The organism is Pseudoalteromonas mucoides (assembly GCF_049257175.1).
Classification (GTDB): Bacteria; Pseudomonadota; Gammaproteobacteria; order Enterobacterales; family Alteromonadaceae; genus Pseudoalteromonas.
Genome location: NZ_JBMMUC010000012.1, coordinates 57,358 through 74,189, shown reverse-complemented (window position 1 = coordinate 74,189; position 16,832 = coordinate 57,358). Strand labels below are relative to the sequence as shown.

Sequence of the window (16,832 nt, the reverse complement as noted above, 5' to 3'; positions counted from 1 at the left end):
TGACAGTATAATGTATCCACTTTAAAATACATCTATTTAAGACGAAATTCAGCGCTAGCTTTGATGATCCCTCTCACCCTATGATTATCATGGCCCTTAACGTTATCAGGAAAATAGAATGCGTAGACTACCCCCAGTATTACTTGAAGACGGTTGCCCTAGAGATTTAATTTCGTTGATCAGAACAGTATTAGCGGCATGTAAAGAAATTTCATTCCGTGTCGGCCAAGGCGCATTATCTGGCGTACTTGGTTCAACCCTCGACGAAAACATTCAAGGTGAAACACAAAAGAAACTTGATGTACTAACCAACCAGCTACTAAAAGACATATTACTGGAATCAGGTTACGTTAAAGCCATCGCATCAGAAGAAGAAGACTACACGGTTGCAGGCAACCCAGATGCAGATTACATCGTAGCGTTTGATCCGCTCGATGGCTCGTCAAATACTGATATTAACTCATTAGTGGGCACTATTTTCTCAATAATGAAAGCGCCTGAAGGCTCTGATCCTGCAGATCAAAGCATTTTTATGCAACCGGGTAAAAATCAAGTTGCAGCGGGCTACGTACTTTACGGCCCATCAACTGTTTTAGCCCTAACGACAGGTAAAGGCACTCGCTTTTTCACTTTAGATAAAACTCACGGCACGTTCTTGTTAACTGAAGATTTCGCTAAAGTACCAGAAGATACCAATGAGTACGCTATTAACGCATCAAACCAGCGTCACTGGCAGCCAGCTATGCAAAACTATATTAACGATTTAATTGCTGGTGATACAGGCCCTAGAGCGCGCAATTTCAACATGCGTTGGATTGCCGCTATGGTGGGTGACGTCCACCGCGTATTATGCCGTGGTGGTATTTTTACCTACCCTACCGACACTAAAGATCCTAACAAACCAAATAAACTGCGTTTACTTTACGAAGCAAACCCAATGGCCATGTTAATCGAGCAAGCTGGCGGTATCGCGTCAACAGGCACTGAGCGTATTATGGATATTCAACCAGATGCCATCCACCAACGTGTAGCAGTGATTTTAGGCTCTAAAAACGAAGTCGAAACCTGTTTGGGATATCATAAGTAACTCTCAGCCTATCTCTTGATCACAAGTCGAGTTCTTTCATAAAAGCATAGGACTCGGCTAGAAATACCAATTTCACCCAGGCATCCCATATGGCTTTTGTGCCGACTCGACCTATTCGTTTGCTGTCATGCCAGCCCCCAGCTTTGCTATCACATAGAACAACCAAAAAGTGGCCAGGCTATGTTGATGGAAATCGTGCTCGATAAAGCCCTTCAAAACTGCTATGTTTTAATCCCAACAACAGCGTTAAACAGCACTGTTTTTCCATTGTTAACCACTAAAATTTAGTAAAAGCCATAGGCAGTTTGGTGGGGAAACAAGCATTTTTGAACGCTTTGCTTTCGGTAAGCCATTGATTTTGTTAAGGCCCAGGCCGCTACTCAATAAGCAGTTCCAAAATATTGTATAAGTGTTTATTCGCTCAACTTGAGCACAATTACTTAAATAAAGTACAATAGAACTATTAAAGGCTTGAGTTACTTGTAACTCAAGCCTATTTATTTTTAGTAGAGAACCAAATTATGGCGCAAACTCGCGGAAATTTATTTATATTATCAGCTCCTTCTGGGGCTGGTAAATCAAGCTTAATCAATGCACTACTAGCTAAACATAACGATATGAAAGTATCGGTATCGCACACGACTCGCTCGCCGCGCCTAGGTGAAGAAAATGCTGTTCACTATCATTTTGTAACAGTCGATGAGTTTAAGCGCTTGATTGAACAAAATGACTTTTTTGAATGGGCGCAAGTATTCGATAACTATTACGGTACTTCTAAGCAAGCTATTGAAGAGCAACTCGCTGCTGGTATCGATGTGTTTTTAGATATTGATTGGCAAGGCGCACAACAGATGCGTAAATTAGTTGATGACGTTAAAACTATTTTTATTCTGCCTCCATCAAAACAAGAATTAGAATCACGCTTAAATAGCCGAGGTCAAGATTCAGCCGAAGTAATTGCTGGACGTATGGCACAGGCGCAATCTGAAAGCTCTCACTATGATGAGTATGACTATGTAGTTGTAAATGATGATTTTAATACTGCACTGGCACAAATTGAAACAATCGTGCTTGCAAAACGCTTGTCGTTGCAGTGTCAGTCAGTTCGTCATCAAGAGCTAATTGCTGACTTAATAAAATAACTATTGATATATTTATAGATAAAAATTAACCACTAGCTATTGGCGAATCTTGCTGGGTGCAGTAAACTACGTCTTTGCTTAAAAATTTATTTGGAGTGCTGAAGATGGCTCGCGTAACTGTTGAAGATGCAGTAGATGCAATTGGTAATCGTTTTGACTTAATTTTAGTTGCGGCTCGTCGTGCCCGCCAAATCGCAGTGGGTGGTAAAAACCCATTGGTTGACCCTGAAAACGATAAGCCAACAGTCGTTGCTTTACGTGAAATTGAACTTGGTTTAGTTGATAGTTCATCAATGGATGTTATTGATCGTGAAGAGCAACAACACCAAGAAGCGGCTGAAATGGCTGCCGTTGCTGCTATCGTAGGTGGCAACCAATAATCTGACTTCCCGGTCTGATTTAGCCAACGGTGTAGTATTTCTACTCTAGCCGTTGGCAATCCCTTCTTTTCATCGTATATTCTTAACATACCGTTACCTATTTGCTTCACGAGAACATTGGAGTGTGAATGTATCTTTTTGAAGGTTTAAAAAAGAAAATATCAGAATACTTGCCACCGGCAGATGTAGAACTGGTACAAAAAGCCTATGTAGTTGCTCGAGAAGCGCACGAAGGTCAAACTCGCTCAAGTGGCGAACCTTATATAACTCACCCAGTTGAAGTGAGCCAAATTCTTGCGGGCATGCATTTAGACCATGAAACTCTCATGGCTGCCTTGATGCACGATGTAATCGAAGATACCGACTTCAGCCAACAAGACTTAGCCGAAATTTTTGGCGACACAGTTGCAGAGCTCGTTGAAGGCGTAAGCAAGCTCGATAAACTCAGCTTTAAAGATAAAAAAGAATTTCAAGCTGAAAACTATCGTAAAATGATTATGGCGATGACGCAGGATATCCGCGTTATTTTAATTAAGCTTGCCGATCGTACTCATAACATGCGAACTTTGGGAGCGCTTCGTCCTGACAAGCGTCGCCGAATTGCAAGAGAAACACTTGAAATTTATGCGCCAATCGCAAACCGGTTAGGTATCCATGATATTAAAAATGAACTAGAGGATTTAGGCTTTCAGGCCCTCTACCCTATGCGCCACAGAGCGCTAAAATCGGAAGTTGCTAAAGCTCGCGGAAACCGCAAAGAAGTTATCTCAAATATTCAAACAGAAATAACAGCGCGCCTTGAAGAAGCGGGTATTGCTGCGACTGTATCTGGACGTGAGAAACACTTATATAGCATCTATAAAAAGATGCTAAATAAAGAGCTATTATTTAATGAGGTCATGGATATTTACGCCTTTAGAATTGCCGTAGAGTCTATGGATACCTGCTACAGAGTGTTAGGTGTTGCGCATAACTTATATAAGCCTATAGAAACGCGCTTTAAAGATTATATTGCCGTACCAAAAACCAATGGTTATCAATCTCTGCACACTTCACTTGTCGGCCCTCATGGCATCCCAGTTGAGATACAAATCCGTACTCACGATATGGATCATATGGCTGATAAAGGGGTCGCAGCACATTGGATGTACAAAAAAGCGGGTGATGGCGCAGGCCACACGGCGCAACAACGTGCTCGTCAATGGATGCAAAGCTTATTAGAGCTGCAGCAAAGTGCAGGTTCATCATTTGAATTTGTTGAAAACGTTAAAACCGAGTTATTCCCTGAAGAAATTTACGTATTTACTCCCGATGGCCGCATCGTCGAGTTACCAATGGGTGCAACAGCTGTTGATTTTGCTTATGCTGTTCATACTGACGTAGGTAATACCTGTGTTGGAGCCCGGGTTAACCGCAAGCCTTACCCACTGAGTCAAGCATTAGATACAGGCCAAACAGTCGAAGTCATAACCAGCTCTGGTGCACACCCAAATGCAACTTGGCTTAACTTTATTGTTACCGGTAAAGCACGCTTAGGGATTCGTAATTACTTAAAGAATCAACATCAGGAAGAAGCACTGCAATTAGGGAGGCGCTTACTTGATTCAGCATTAGGTGAAACAAAATTCAGTGACTTACCTGATGAAAATATAACACGAGTATTGGACGAGCATAATTTAAACACTGTATTAGAGTTACTGGTTGAAATTGGCTCTGGTAATCTAATGAGTATGTTAATCGCTCGGCGCTTGCTGCAAAACGATGATGAAGATTTAAGCGATATAGCGAAGAATGCCAAAGCAACTATCATCGGCACCGAAGGCATGCTGGTTAACTACTCAAAATGTTGCCGCCCAGTGCCAGGTGATGCCATTACTGCCCATATAAGCCAAGGTAAAGGCGTTACCGTACACCGCCAAGAATGTAAAAACATTCGAGGCTGGGAGTCTGAACGCTCTAAATACCTAGTCGTAAAATGGGATGATAACCCTGAGAAAGAATATATTGCAGCCCTGCGCGTTGAAATAATTAACCATCAAGGTGCACTAGCAAAACTAACCAATGTCGTGGCAACTACACAAGCAAATATAGTTGAAATAACGACTGATGAAAAAGAAAGTAATCTCTATGTGATAGACCTTGGGATCACCGTTAAAAACCGTGTTCACGTTGCTAACATCATGCGCCGTATTCGCGTAATGCCTGATGTGCAAAAAGTCTATCGTAAAAAATAATAGGAAAATCATGAATAAAGCATTTATTTCTACCGAACAAGCCCCTGCAGCTATTGGTACATACAGCCAAGCAGTTAAGGTCGGCACTGCCGTTTACCTATCAGGGCAAATACCACTTGTGCCTGAAACAATGGAAGTGATCTCAGAAGATTTTGCTGAGCAAACACATCAAGTGTTTAAAAACGTCAGCGCAGTTTGTAAAGAAGCCGGTGGGACTATTCAGGATTTAGTAAAAGTGAATATCTACCTAACCGATCTATCAAACTTTGCTACTGTTAATGAAGTAATGAGCCAGTATTTTAAAGCTCCTTATCCTGCCCGTGCAGCAATAGGCGTTCGCGCTTTACCTAAAAACGTACAAGTTGAAATAGATGGCATCATGGAATTGCCTTCAACCAACTAAACATATCAGGCATCCAAACTATTAGGATGCCTTCCCCTTCGCGAAAGCCATCCTAATTTCTTGACAGTTATTAATTTCTCTAGCACTCTATAATGATAAAAATAAAACCTTTAACTTTAGCAGTGCAAAAGGATAATGTGTGTTTAAGCTAGCCCATAATGGTAACGTATTACTGGATGTAATAGAGCATTCACCTCCCAGCGCCGCCTTTGTAATTGAAGCGCTTGAACGTTCTAAGTTTTGTGAATGTCGTGTTGATCAAGAGTCCATTAAAGCCTATTTTGATGCACCTAGTAATGAGCGTACTATTGTCGTTGCCAGTAAACATGATGCTACTCTCGTTGTAGCTATCAGTGACGATAAAATGCTTGCAACCGGTGAACTAACATTAGCGCAAGGTGGTAAAGTTCTCGACTTGGATACAGCCAAACAACAATTAATAAAAGCAGGTATCGCAAGAGGGTATAAGCAAGCCTTTTTAGAGCAACTATTACAACAACAATTTGAATTACCTGCAGGACACACTGCGAAAGGAATATTAGCTAAAGGGCGCCTTCCGGTAGATGGGTTATCATCTCGGTTAATACCACAAGTACAAACTTTAAAAGAACGTTTAAATGCCCCCAAACTGCGTGAAGATGGCACCGTTGATATGCGTGACTTCGGCAAGCTCGCAAGTGTTGAGCCGGGTGCACTACTTATTCAACAACAACCTGCAACCCCCGGCAAAGAAGGCTTTACGGTGACTGGGGATTCGCTTTCAGCAAAACCAGGCGAAAGCTTCTCTTTAGTGGCAGGTGAAGGCACTGAAATATCAAAAACAAACCCTTTAGAACTGGTCTCGACTATTTCCGGAGTGCCTGTTGAAATAACCAATGGTATGCGCGTTGATGACATTTATACCATTAAAGACGTAAACGTTAAAAGCGGCCATGTTAACTTTGATGGCAGTGTTATCGTTACCCAAAATATTGAACCTGGTATGAAAGTCACTGCAAAAGGTGATATTACTGTCTTGGGTACTGTTGAGTCTGGCGAACTCACCGCTCAAGGCAATATTACTATCAAGCAAGGGGTTATCGGCCACCAGCTAGATGATAAGTCTTTATCTTGCAAAATTATCAGCGCTGGTGATATCCACCTTTCTCATGCTCAATATAGCTTCATCAGCGGCAACAATATTTTTATTGAGCGCCAAGCGAGCCACTGTATGATGAAAGCCACTCGTTTATTACAAGTTGGTCAAAAAGATAACCCGCAAGGCAAAATATTTGGCGGTGAAGTTCTTGATGCGGGGATGGTTATCGCAGGCGAAATAGGTAATGAATCTGGGGCTAAAATGTTAATCAACATGGTTGCATCAGGGAAAGACATCACAGAAGAGACTGACAACTGTTTTAAGGAGTTAGCTAAAACAGACGAACAGCTCGATACCTTGCAAGCAGCCTTAGAAAAAGCAGATTTAGTTAAAGATGCCGATAAGAAAAAGCAACTTATTGCAAAAATAGGTGCCACTCAACAGCATTACTGCCAACAGGCGGAGCAGCTTGAACAACGTCTTTCAAAATTAGAGCACCATCTGCATGACTTACTTAATAATGCTAATTTAGCTGTTAATCAGGTTCTGCACTCTGGTGTTGAAATTCATATTTTTGATAAGGTGTTGAAAACAAACCGTAACTACCCTCCTTGCAATGTGAAATTACAAGAAGGTAAGATTGAAGTAGAGTTTAAAACTAATTAACTTCAAAGTGAAAAATTCAGAGGCCTTACGCCTCTGAATCTACACTTACTTTAGAGTATTCCTGCTACTTCTTGCTTTAGCTCTTCGCTCCAAACACCAACCTGAACTTGACCAATATGTGGCTTTTGTAACAACAACATTGCTAGTCGAGACTGCCCGATACCACCACCAATGGTTTGTGGGAATTCATTTGCCAGTAGCTGTTTATGCCAATCGAATTCTAAACGCGCTTGATCGGCGGTAATTTCAAGCTGCTTCATTAATGCATCAGGACTTACTCGAATGCCCATTGATGATATTTCAAAAGCATCTTCTAGTACTGGGTTCCAGACAAGAATATCACCGTTTAAGCCACTGTATTGTTCACACGTTTGGGTAGACCAATCGTCATAATCTGGCGCACGTACATCATGTATTTTACCATCACCTAGTTGACCACCAATACCAATTAAAAACACCGCGCCATACTCTTGTGCAATCGCTTTTTCGCGCTGCTTTGCAGTAAAATCTGGATACATCTGACGAAGTTGTTCAGAGTGTACAAAGGTAATTTCCTCAGGTAAAAAACCTGCAATACCAAATTCATCAGCTACGAACTGCTCTGTAGCTTTTAAACCTTGATAGAGTGATTTTACCGTCTCTTTTAGTTTCTCGAGTGAACGTTCTGACGTGGCACAAATAACCTTTTCCCAATCCCATTGATCAACATAAACAGAATGTATCGGACTCAAAGAGTCTTCATCTGGGCGTAATGCCTTCATGTGGGTGTATAACCCTTCACCTACAGTGAAACCATGTTGCGCCAAGGTTTTACGCTTCCATTTAGCCAGCGAGTGTACAACTTCGAATTGACTACCTGGGAGCGTTTTTACCGATACGCTTACTGCGTTTTCTGTACCACTTAAGTTATCTTGAATGCCATCACCCACTTTAGCTAAAATAGGTGCCTGTACTTCAATTAGTCCTAATTGCTGCTCCAGCTGTTGTGAAAAAAATTGCTTAACTTTACTTATTTGCTGCTGTTGCTGCACATAGTGTGAACTCATAATAATTGGCCTCATTCCCAGTTATTGTTACTTGCTTATTTTGCCGCGGCGACAAACTCAATAAAGCAATCCTCAATCATTTGGCAATAAAATTCAATAACCCACAACAAAAACAGTCATAGCATATAATTACAATTAAAATAGTGGTATAAAAAATAAAGATTCAATAATTATAGAGCCAAATTTATATGGAAAATTATCAAATCGATAATCTCGACAAACAGATCCTACATGCCTTAATGGATAATGCCCGAACAGCGTATGCCGAATTAGCTAAACGCTTTGCTGTAAGTGCCGGCACAATTCACGTGCGCGTGGAAAAAATGAAGCAAGCAGGTATTATTACTGGTACGCAAGTAAAGATTGATGCAAAACAACTTGGCTATGATGTGTGCTGCTTTATTGGCATTAACTTAAATAATGCTCGAGATTACCCACAAACCTTGATACTGCTAAAAGAACTTGAAGAAGTGGTTGAGGCGTATTACACCACCGGTAACTACAGTATATTTATAAAGGTAATGACCCGCTCAATTGACCATCTACAAGATGTTTTAATCAATAAAATACAGGCCATAGAAGCAATACAATCGACAGAAACGCTGATCTCACTGCAAAACCCCATTAGCCGCAGTGTTATGCCTTAAGGTATAATCACGTTAATTACGAGTTAAAAGAGAAAATAAAGAATGGAAAACACACGTTTTCATCGAGTTAAAAGTGTATTGGATCGTCGCCAAACAGATTTAACTGTATGCTTAGAAGATGTGCATAAGCACCATAATTTATCAGCCATAGTAAGAAGCGCTGATGCAGTGGGCTGTCACCATGTGCATGCAGTCTGGCCTGAGAATCAAAAGTGGCTTACCAATAATACCTCTGGAGGAAGCAAGAACTGGATTGATACACATCTTCATAAAAATATAGATGATGCAGTCAGTACAATGCGTAGCCACAACCCAAACGTACAAATACTTGCAACACACTTGAGCCCAGATGCAATTGATTATCGTGATATTGATTACACAAAGCCCACCGCAATTATTGTAGGCCAAGAAAAAACCGGGATTTCGCCAACCGCACTGGCCCACGCCGATAAAAATATCATTATTCCAATGCAAGGAATGGCACAATCATTAAATGTATCTGTGGCTGCCGCACTGATTTTATTCGAAGCACAACACCAGCGCTTAAAGGCGGGCTTATACAACCGTGATATGCTGCAAAGTAGCATAAAGCATACGATGCTATTTGAAGGCTGCCATCCAATTATTGCACAAAAGTGCAAAGAAAAATCTTTACCTTACCCTGCACTGGATGACAATGGCGAGATCATCGCAGATGAAGCTTTTTGGCATACACTAAAACATGCTTGATGCCTTGCTTGTTCGCACGTAAACTCAAAAATATCTAAAAATGAAAGTGTTGAGCCTATTTTGTCAAAACCTGATTTAAGCCATTACCCAATTACCGAGCTCAAAGGTGTTGGGCCAAAAATGGCTGAGCGCCTAAAGAAGTTAGGTATTATTACAGTACAAGATATGCTCTTTCATTTGCCGTTACGATATGAAGATCGCACTCGAATATATGCCATCAATGAGCTACAACCTCACAGCCATGTCAGTATTGAAGCCACCATCGAAACCAGTCAAATAACTTTTGGTAAGCGCCGAATGCTGGTGTGCCAAGTAAACGATGGCACTGGTAGGTTAACACTACGATTTTTTAATTTTAGTGCTGCACAAAAAAATGCCATGAGCGGGGGGAAAGTCATTCGTTGTTTTGGTGAAATTCGCCGCGGGCGTGTTGGCTTTGAAATGACTCATCCAGAGTACAGTATTAGCGACACCCCCTCTGAGCAACCTACAGCAACAACATTAACACCTGTATACTCAACAACCGAAGGTTTAAAACAACTCTCTATCCGCGCTTTGAGTGATCAAGCCATTACATTATTAGAGAAATATCACATTGAAGAGTTATTACCCGAGCAGTTTCAACATGCAGGAATAGGACTAACACAGGCCTTACATCTACTTCACCGCCCTAGCAATGATGTAGATGTTACCGCATTAGAGCTTGGTACTCACCCAGCTCAACAAAGGCTGGTATTCGAAGAGCTATTGGCACAAAACTTAAGCTTATTAAAGTTGCGCCAACAAGGTCAGCAAGTAAAAGCCGTCGCGCTTAGTGCTAGCCAGCAACTTGAGAAAAACTTTCTTGCTCAGCTCCCCTTTGCTCCGACTAACGCGCAAAGTCGCGTGGTGAACGAGATTAAAGCCGACTTACAACATGCTTATCCAATGATGCGTTTGGTTCAAGGTGATGTAGGCTCTGGTAAAACCTTGGTAGCAGCATTAAGTGCACTTACAGCAATTGCACAAGGCTATCAGGTTGCATTAATGGCCCCTACAGAAATCCTCTCAGAACAACATGGTATTACCTTTACTCAGTGGTTTACAGATTTAGGCATAACAACTGCTTGGCTTGGTGGTAAAACCAAAGGGAAAGAGCGTAGTACAACACTAGAAAAAATCGCTTCAGGTGAAGCGCAAATGATTGTAGGGACGCATGCGTTATTTCAAGAACAAGTAGAGTTTAATAACCTCGTTCTTATTATTATTGATGAGCAACACAGATTTGGTGTTCATCAACGATTATCACTACGTGAAAAGGGTCGTTTTGGCGACTGCTACCCGCATCAGTTAGTAATGACAGCAACCCCTATCCCTCGAACACTTGCGATGACAGCCTACGCAGATTTAGAAACATCGGTGATAGACGAATTACCACCTGGGCGCACACCAATTACGACGGTGGCAATACCTGATACACGCCGTGATGAAATTATTAACCGAGTAAGAACAGCTTGTAGTGAACAAGGTAGGCAGGTTTATTGGGTTTGTACTTTAATTGATGAATCAGAAGTACTGCAATGCCAAGCAGCCCAAGACAGTGCATTACAGTTAACCCAAGCCCTTCCTGAGCTAAAAGTAGGTCTTGTTCATGGGCGAATGAAACCCGCAGAAAAGCAAGCCGTAATGGGGGAATTTAAAGCAGGCAACATTCACGTATTAGTGGCAACAACAGTCATAGAGGTAGGCGTAGATGTACCAAATGCCAGTTTAATCATTATTGAAAATCCTGAGCGACTGGGACTTGCACAGTTACACCAATTACGCGGACGCGTTGGCCGTGGTGCTGTTGCTTCTCACTGTGTACTACTTTACCACGCGCCACTATCTGTGACAGCACAAAAACGCTTAGGTGTGTTAAGAGACAGTAATGATGGGTTTGTTATTGCTGAGCGTGATCTAGAAATACGTGGCCCTGGGGAGGTGCTTGGCACAAAGCAAACAGGGTTAGCTGAATTTAAAATCGCTGATTTAAGTCGTGATAAACACATTCTCAATCAAGTAAGACCTATCGCAATGCAAATGCTTAGCCAATACCCAGAACAAGTAGAAAAACTCATCCAACGCTGGCTTGCTGGTAAATCGGCTTACGCAAAAGCTTAAAGCATTAAATATACAAAGATACTACAAGGCCCTAAGCGATAGCAATGGGGCCTTAATAATTAATATAGAATCTTAAAACTTATATTCCATACCTAACGCGATATAGTCTTGATCCACATCACTCTCTAAATCATAGGTTGAATAAAAGCCAAACAACTTAATATTCTTTGTAAACTTATGATCAACACCTACTGAGATCGCAGAGTTATTATCACCATCTTTAAAATCAATCGTTTGATACTGTAATTTGAACGTATTGCTATTCAAAGCATATGCCGCATTGACTAAATAGCCATCAGCTTCACCAGTCCCATCAACTTTTTCTTGTTTTTGATACATAGCGCCTAATTTAATATCAGCCACTTTACCTTGAAGACTTGCACGGATGACATCATATCCATTTACTTCGCTATCAGCTGCAATAGATGCATAAAGTTTGCTTTTTTTAAGACCCGAATCTCCATATGTAAGAGCTAATGAATAACCATTCTCTCCTTCACTGCTTTTTTCGGCAACATAAGTTGCAAGTACTTTTAAACCATTAAAGTCATTCGAAGAATAAGTAACCGTATCGCTTAAGCGGTTATCACCTTTAAATAGATTCTTTATATCACCTTCAAGATCGTTAAATAAGTCCAACTTCCCTTGAGATTGCTTTAAAGCTGTATCATTGCGACCAATTACAAGTTGTCCAAAGCCGCCTTGCAAACCAACATATTGATTACGAGAAGTGAAAGTATCTTTTGAGTCATCTGATACATTGACCTGAAATTCAAACTTATAAACAGCCTCTAAACCTTCATGCAGCTTTTCTGAGCCTTTGAACCCGATACGAGATGCATTACTCTTAACCTCAGTAAACGACCCTTCACCTTCATCAGAAGATTGAACTGTTACATTTGCTTTACCATACACATCTACATCAGCAAATGCAGAACAAGACATACCGCTTAGCACTGCTAGTAAAAGGCTAGACTTGGCAAATTTCATAATAATTCCTCAATAAACGCAACTGGCTAATTTGTAAAACAGCTGCAGTTTGCCCAATTTAGATGACAGTAATATTACAACAGAAATATTTATGACTTATTTTATTAATAAAAAACACCGAAAAATGAAATACAAAAGACATGAAACAGTCATGTTACTTATGTATTTTAACTACCAATTCGTGGCGCCAAATCAACTAATAAATTCACAAGCTTTTCAAGCAACTGTTTTTGCTCATTATCTTTATGGTAAGCAACAAAAATATCACGCGATGTATGTTCAACATCAGGAACCTCAAATAATTCACCTTGTTCTATATGACTTTTAACTAATACCTCAGGTATAAACGCACTCCCACCACATTGCAAAATTAAATCTAACGCAATTCGCCCTGTACTGGTTCTAAAATAAGGAGGAGTTCGTCCAGTAAACTGACGCGCATGCCAAAGTGAAAACGACGTACCCCAGTCAACATAAACATATTGGTTATCAAAAAAATTTTCGTTTGCTGCTACTTCATACGCACTCACTGGAATAATCGGCAACTCGCATATTCGCTCAACCACCAACTCATCCACTTTTGGTGGGTCAAATAGAATGGCCAAATCGAGCGTACGCTCTAATAACAGCCGAGTACTCTCTTGTTGTGCTTTAACCTCTGCTACTAACGAAACTCCAGGCATAGCTGAAACAATATTAGTGATACCAAATTGTAAAAATGCATCCCATATATTGGGAGTCCCAGCTAAACTAACTTGTTTATGCATATTATCTGCAAGCGCTACATCAACCTTTGCTCTTTGCATACCGGTTATAATCATTTGCGCATGAGGCAATAAACGCTCACCGGGAGCCGTCAATTGAATATTATTGCGCTGGCGAATAAACAGGTTCACTCCAAGCCCCTGCTCCAATTGACGTATCCTAAAGCTTACCGCAGATTGAGTTATGTATAAGTTTTCAGCCGCTTTACCAAAATGGCGAGTGCGCACAACTTCTACAAACGTTTTTAATAAATCTATATCCAATTATTTATCCTCACGATAAAAATTTTTTGTTTAATAAATTGCGCAACTTGATCCATACTCCAGCATGAAAATAGGGCATGAGGAAACAGCCATGAGCAATGATATTTCACTACTTCGCCAAGCGTTCGTAAGCCAACGCCAGTTTTATGATGACCAAAACTTTCCACGAGGCTTTAGCCGCAGTGGTAACTTCACTTTACTTGAAGCCAGTATTCTTGAGCAACACGGTGTTGTGCTAAAAGGTTTATACAATAAAACCTTGGAACCTCAAAACGAAATTCAAAAACAATTTATCGCAGTGATAAATGGAAACTTAGAACCACATAATGCCATAGAAAGAGCATGGCTAAAGTATCTAAAATTAACAACCTGTAAAACCAAGTTTCATACTTTATTTGGTCGCTCGAAAATGTCGGGGCCTGTACCACAAAACCGAGATTATTATGCAGAGTCAGATGGGATATGAATCAAAATAAGTGATTTACACATAATGTAATTTGCTTTTTTGCGCATTACCAGTTACAACTTGTATAAGATATTTTTCTTATACAAGTTAGTAAACAAGGTGTTGCGTGACACGAAAGATACTCATTATTGAAGATACGCCAACCATCGCCCGTGTTCAACAACATATCGCCATGAAGATTGGCTATGATGCCGACATAGCGGGCTCTCTGGCAGACGCACAGGACTTAATAAGTAAAAATAACTACTATTGCGCAGTGGTGGACTTTATTTTGCCTGACGCGCCTAATGGTGAGGCCGTGCCATGTACTGTGGGAGCAGATATACCCACCATTGTGATGACAGGTAATATAGACTCAACCACACGAGACACCGTTGAAAAGTACCCCATCATTGATTACATCACCAAAGAAAATAAACAAGCTTACCATTATTTAGAAAAACAGTTACAACGCCTACCACGCAATGAAAATGTTAAAGTACTCGTGGTTGATGATTCAGTTGCTACCCGCTTACACATCTGTGAGCTTTTAAGACGACACAAATACCAAATTCTCCAAGCAAATAACGGTATCGAAGCACTTACGATGCTTGAAGCAACACCCGATATAGCCGTTATTATTACCGATAATGAAATGCCTAAAATGAATGGCGATGAATTATGTAGCGAGATTCGCAGGCTTTATAGTAATGATGAAAAAGCAATTATTGGCATTTCAGGTTCAGATGCACCCTATCTATCAGCTCGCTTTTTGAAAGGCGGAGCAAACGACTATCTACGAAAACCATTTAATAATGAAGAGTTTTATTGCCGTTTAAGCCAAAACGTTGACATGCTTGAGCAAATAAACACTATTCGGCTACAAGCAAATACCGATTATTTAACTAAACTCCCTAATAGGCGGTACTTTTTTGAAGAAGCAAGTAAATCGCTAAAGCAACTAAAAAAACAGCAATCAACCTCTGCTATGGCCATGATTGATATCGATCATTTTAAAGCAATCAATGACACCTACGGCCACGATACCGGCGATGAGGTCCTAAAAGGGTTATCAATTTGCTTTGCAAAGCACTTTGAGCAACACTTGGTTGCTCGATTAGGTGGTGAAGAGTTTGCTATTTACTTTGCCGATACTAATAAAGATAATGCAATGAAACAATTAGAAACGTTCCGTAGCTTTATTGAATTACACAGCCCCGAGTTTAGCAAAGAGAAAATTAAATTCACTATCTCTGGCGGTTTTGCTCAAGAGCCGGTGTATCAAATTGACGAATTATTAAAACAGGCCGATATAAAATTGTATGAAGCCAAAGAAACCGGTCGTAATAAAGTCGTTGCTTAAACTGGTTTGGTTGGCATAGGATTATTTTCACGCTTACGTTTTTTTGATTGTCGGTATGAATCCCAACTAAAAATAGCTAAAGCACTCCAGATACACGCAAATGTCACGACTCTTTCACTGCTAAAGACTTCCCCATAAAACATCACTGCCAAGATAAACATTAAACTTGGCCCAATATATTGGAAGAAGCCTAAAGTTGTGTACTGTAAACGCTTAGCCGCTCCCGTGAAACAAAGCAGCGGTAATGTAGTAATAACACCCGCGCTAATCAACAATAAATTAGTATGCCACTCATTTAACGTTAAGTTAGAGCTTGTAGAGGGTGTCATAAAGCCCCAATAAGCAAGAGCAACTGGTAATAAAATTACCGCTTCGAGTAATAAGCCTGGCAAAGATTCTATTGGCAGCTTTTTGCGTAATAACCCGTAAATAGCAAACGAACCCGCCAATGAAAATGCAACAACAGGAAAAGAGCCAAAACTGATCAACTGTATTGCCACACCACTCAATGCCAAAGCCACCGCGAGCCCTTGCCACTTACGTAGCTTCTCCCCTAAAAACACCATGCCAAGTAATACATTTAATAATGGGTTTATGTAATAGCCTAAGCTTGCATCAAGCATATGATCGTTATTCACAGCCCAAATAAATAAGCCCCAATTAAAGCCTAAGAGGGTTGCCGTTAAAGCAAGCATTAATAATAACCTAGGTTGCTTTATCACATGTTTAATTTTATGCCACTGCCTCATCACTGAGACAATTACAATAATAAATAAAACGGACCATACAACACGGTGCATGAGTATTTCAAATGCTGATATATGCTGTAATAGCTTAAAATAGATAGGCGCAAGGCCCCACATAAAAAAGGCTAAGCAGGCTAAAATAACGCCTTTACGTTGTTCAGGGTTAGTTGGCATAAAAATATTCTAAACATGGAAAAGGCGGCTAGTTTACTCCCCGAATAGGGTTTTATCCAACTAAATAAGTCCCAGTGCCGAATGCTATTTGCACCCCCTGCTCATTATGCAGTTCCATTCTACACACACATACCTTATTACCCGAACGAATAAGCTTGGCACTGGCTGTAAATTCAAGTCCTTTACCTGGGCGTAAATAGTCAGTTCGCAGATCAATCGTGCCTAAAGTGGCCAACTTCTTTTGAATACTTAACACATCAATTTCTTCTAGCTTATCAATAATAGAAGCCGCGGCAAGCATGCCGCCGACATTATCAAGCACAGCAGAAATAACCCCTCCATGAAGTATTTTTTGAGTAGGGTTGCCAATAAAAACATCCTGCCATGGGAACGTAATTTGTGCTTGCTCAGAATCAAGTGATTTCACACTGATTTGTAAAAACTGATTAAACGGCATTTTTTCTACAAATACGTTTGCCACCTGGCTAATTAACATTGTTTTATTCATTATTATTGTCTGTCTTTCATAACT

The 16,832-nt window shown here is 40.5% G+C and carries 16 protein-coding genes; 11 read left to right on the top strand and 5 right to left on the bottom strand.

The window, feature by feature from the left end:
• Positions 1-118 precede the first annotated feature (118 nt).
• From AAEU30_RS13990 to AAEU30_RS13965, 6 genes are all read left to right on the top strand, one after another.
• Positions 119-1,087 carry a class 1 fructose-bisphosphatase gene (locus AAEU30_RS13990; protein ID WP_421961013.1) on the top strand — a complete coding sequence of 323 codons (969 nt, stop codon included), beginning with the start codon at positions 119-121 and terminating at the stop codon, positions 1,085-1,087.
• Between the two features lie 521 nt (positions 1,088-1,608).
• Positions 1,609-2,229: a guanylate kinase gene (gene gmk, locus AAEU30_RS13985; RefSeq protein WP_421961012.1), complete on the top strand. Its 621-nt coding sequence runs from the start codon at positions 1,609-1,611 to the stop codon at positions 2,227-2,229.
• 104 nt (positions 2,230-2,333) lie between these two features.
• Positions 2,334-2,609: a DNA-directed RNA polymerase subunit omega gene (rpoZ, locus tag AAEU30_RS13980; RefSeq protein ID WP_058560306.1), complete on the top strand. Its 276-nt coding sequence runs from the start codon at positions 2,334-2,336 to the stop codon at positions 2,607-2,609.
• 128 nt (positions 2,610-2,737) lie between these two features.
• A complete protein-coding gene (gene spoT / locus AAEU30_RS13975) occupies positions 2,738-4,843 on the top strand; it encodes a bifunctional GTP diphosphokinase/guanosine-3',5'-bis pyrophosphate 3'-pyrophosphohydrolase (RefSeq protein ID WP_421961011.1) in 2,106 nt (701 codons plus the stop codon).
• A gap of 10 nt (positions 4,844-4,853) precedes the next feature.
• On the top strand, positions 4,854-5,246 hold the full coding sequence (locus AAEU30_RS13970) for a RidA family protein (protein WP_087531119.1): 393 nt from the start codon (positions 4,854-4,856) through the stop codon (positions 5,244-5,246).
• 139 nt (positions 5,247-5,385) lie between these two features.
• Positions 5,386-6,990: a flagellar assembly protein A gene (locus AAEU30_RS13965; RefSeq protein WP_421961010.1), complete on the top strand. Its 1,605-nt coding sequence runs from the start codon at positions 5,386-5,388 to the stop codon at positions 6,988-6,990.
• 50 nt (positions 6,991-7,040) lie between these two features.
• On the opposite strand, the gene asnA is transcribed toward AAEU30_RS13965, so the two are convergent.
• Positions 7,041-8,036 carry an aspartate--ammonia ligase gene (asnA, locus tag AAEU30_RS13960; RefSeq protein WP_421961009.1) on the bottom strand — a complete coding sequence of 332 codons (996 nt, stop codon included), beginning with the start codon at positions 8,034-8,036 and terminating at the stop codon, positions 7,041-7,043.
• Positions 8,037-8,224: 188 nt separating this feature from the next.
• Here asnA and asnC point away from each other — a divergent pair, with 188 nt between their 5' ends.
• The 3 genes from asnC to recG are packed head-to-tail and all read left to right on the top strand — an operon-like array spanning position 8,225 to position 11,554.
• On the top strand, positions 8,225-8,683 hold the full coding sequence (gene asnC / locus AAEU30_RS13955) for a transcriptional regulator AsnC (RefSeq protein WP_087531123.1): 459 nt from the start codon (positions 8,225-8,227) through the stop codon (positions 8,681-8,683).
• A gap of 42 nt (positions 8,684-8,725) precedes the next feature.
• A complete protein-coding gene (gene trmH, locus AAEU30_RS13950) occupies positions 8,726-9,412 on the top strand; it encodes a tRNA (guanosine(18)-2'-O)-methyltransferase TrmH (RefSeq protein ID WP_421961008.1) in 687 nt (228 codons plus the stop codon).
• Between the two features lie 60 nt (positions 9,413-9,472).
• Positions 9,473-11,554, top strand: a complete 2,082-nt coding sequence (gene recG / locus AAEU30_RS13945) for an ATP-dependent DNA helicase RecG (protein WP_421961007.1) — start codon at positions 9,473-9,475, stop codon at positions 11,552-11,554.
• 72 nt (positions 11,555-11,626) lie between these two features.
• Here the strand turns inward: recG and AAEU30_RS13940 are convergent, their stop codons facing one another.
• Both AAEU30_RS13940 and AAEU30_RS13935 read right to left on the bottom strand, forming a co-directional pair.
• A complete protein-coding gene (locus AAEU30_RS13940; RefSeq protein WP_421961006.1) occupies positions 11,627-12,544 on the bottom strand; it encodes a porin in 918 nt (305 codons plus the stop codon).
• Between the two features lie 167 nt (positions 12,545-12,711).
• Positions 12,712-13,572 carry a LysR family transcriptional regulator gene (locus tag AAEU30_RS13935; RefSeq protein WP_421961005.1) on the bottom strand — a complete coding sequence of 287 codons (861 nt, stop codon included), beginning with the start codon at positions 13,570-13,572 and terminating at the stop codon, positions 12,712-12,714.
• Positions 13,573-13,663: 91 nt separating this feature from the next.
• On the opposite strand from AAEU30_RS13935, the gene AAEU30_RS13930 reads away from it, so the two are divergent.
• Positions 13,664-14,038, top strand: coding sequence for a MaoP family protein (locus AAEU30_RS13930; RefSeq protein ID WP_421961004.1), 375 nt, complete (start codon positions 13,664-13,666; stop codon positions 14,036-14,038).
• 106 nt (positions 14,039-14,144) lie between these two features.
• Positions 14,145-15,380 carry a diguanylate cyclase gene (locus AAEU30_RS13925; RefSeq protein WP_421961003.1) on the top strand — a complete coding sequence of 412 codons (1,236 nt, stop codon included), beginning with the start codon at positions 14,145-14,147 and terminating at the stop codon, positions 15,378-15,380.
• Here AAEU30_RS13925 and rarD read toward each other — a convergent pair.
• Both rarD and AAEU30_RS13915 read right to left on the bottom strand, forming a co-directional pair.
• Positions 15,377-16,300, bottom strand: coding sequence for an EamA family transporter RarD (rarD, locus tag AAEU30_RS13920; RefSeq protein ID WP_421961002.1), 924 nt, complete (start codon positions 16,298-16,300; stop codon positions 15,377-15,379). The genes AAEU30_RS13925 and rarD overlap by 4 nt on opposite strands.
• Before the next feature lie 52 nt (positions 16,301-16,352).
• Positions 16,353-16,808: a thioesterase family protein gene (locus AAEU30_RS13915; RefSeq protein WP_421961001.1), complete on the bottom strand. Its 456-nt coding sequence runs from the start codon at positions 16,806-16,808 to the stop codon at positions 16,353-16,355.
• Between the last annotated feature and the right edge of the window lie 24 nt (positions 16,809-16,832).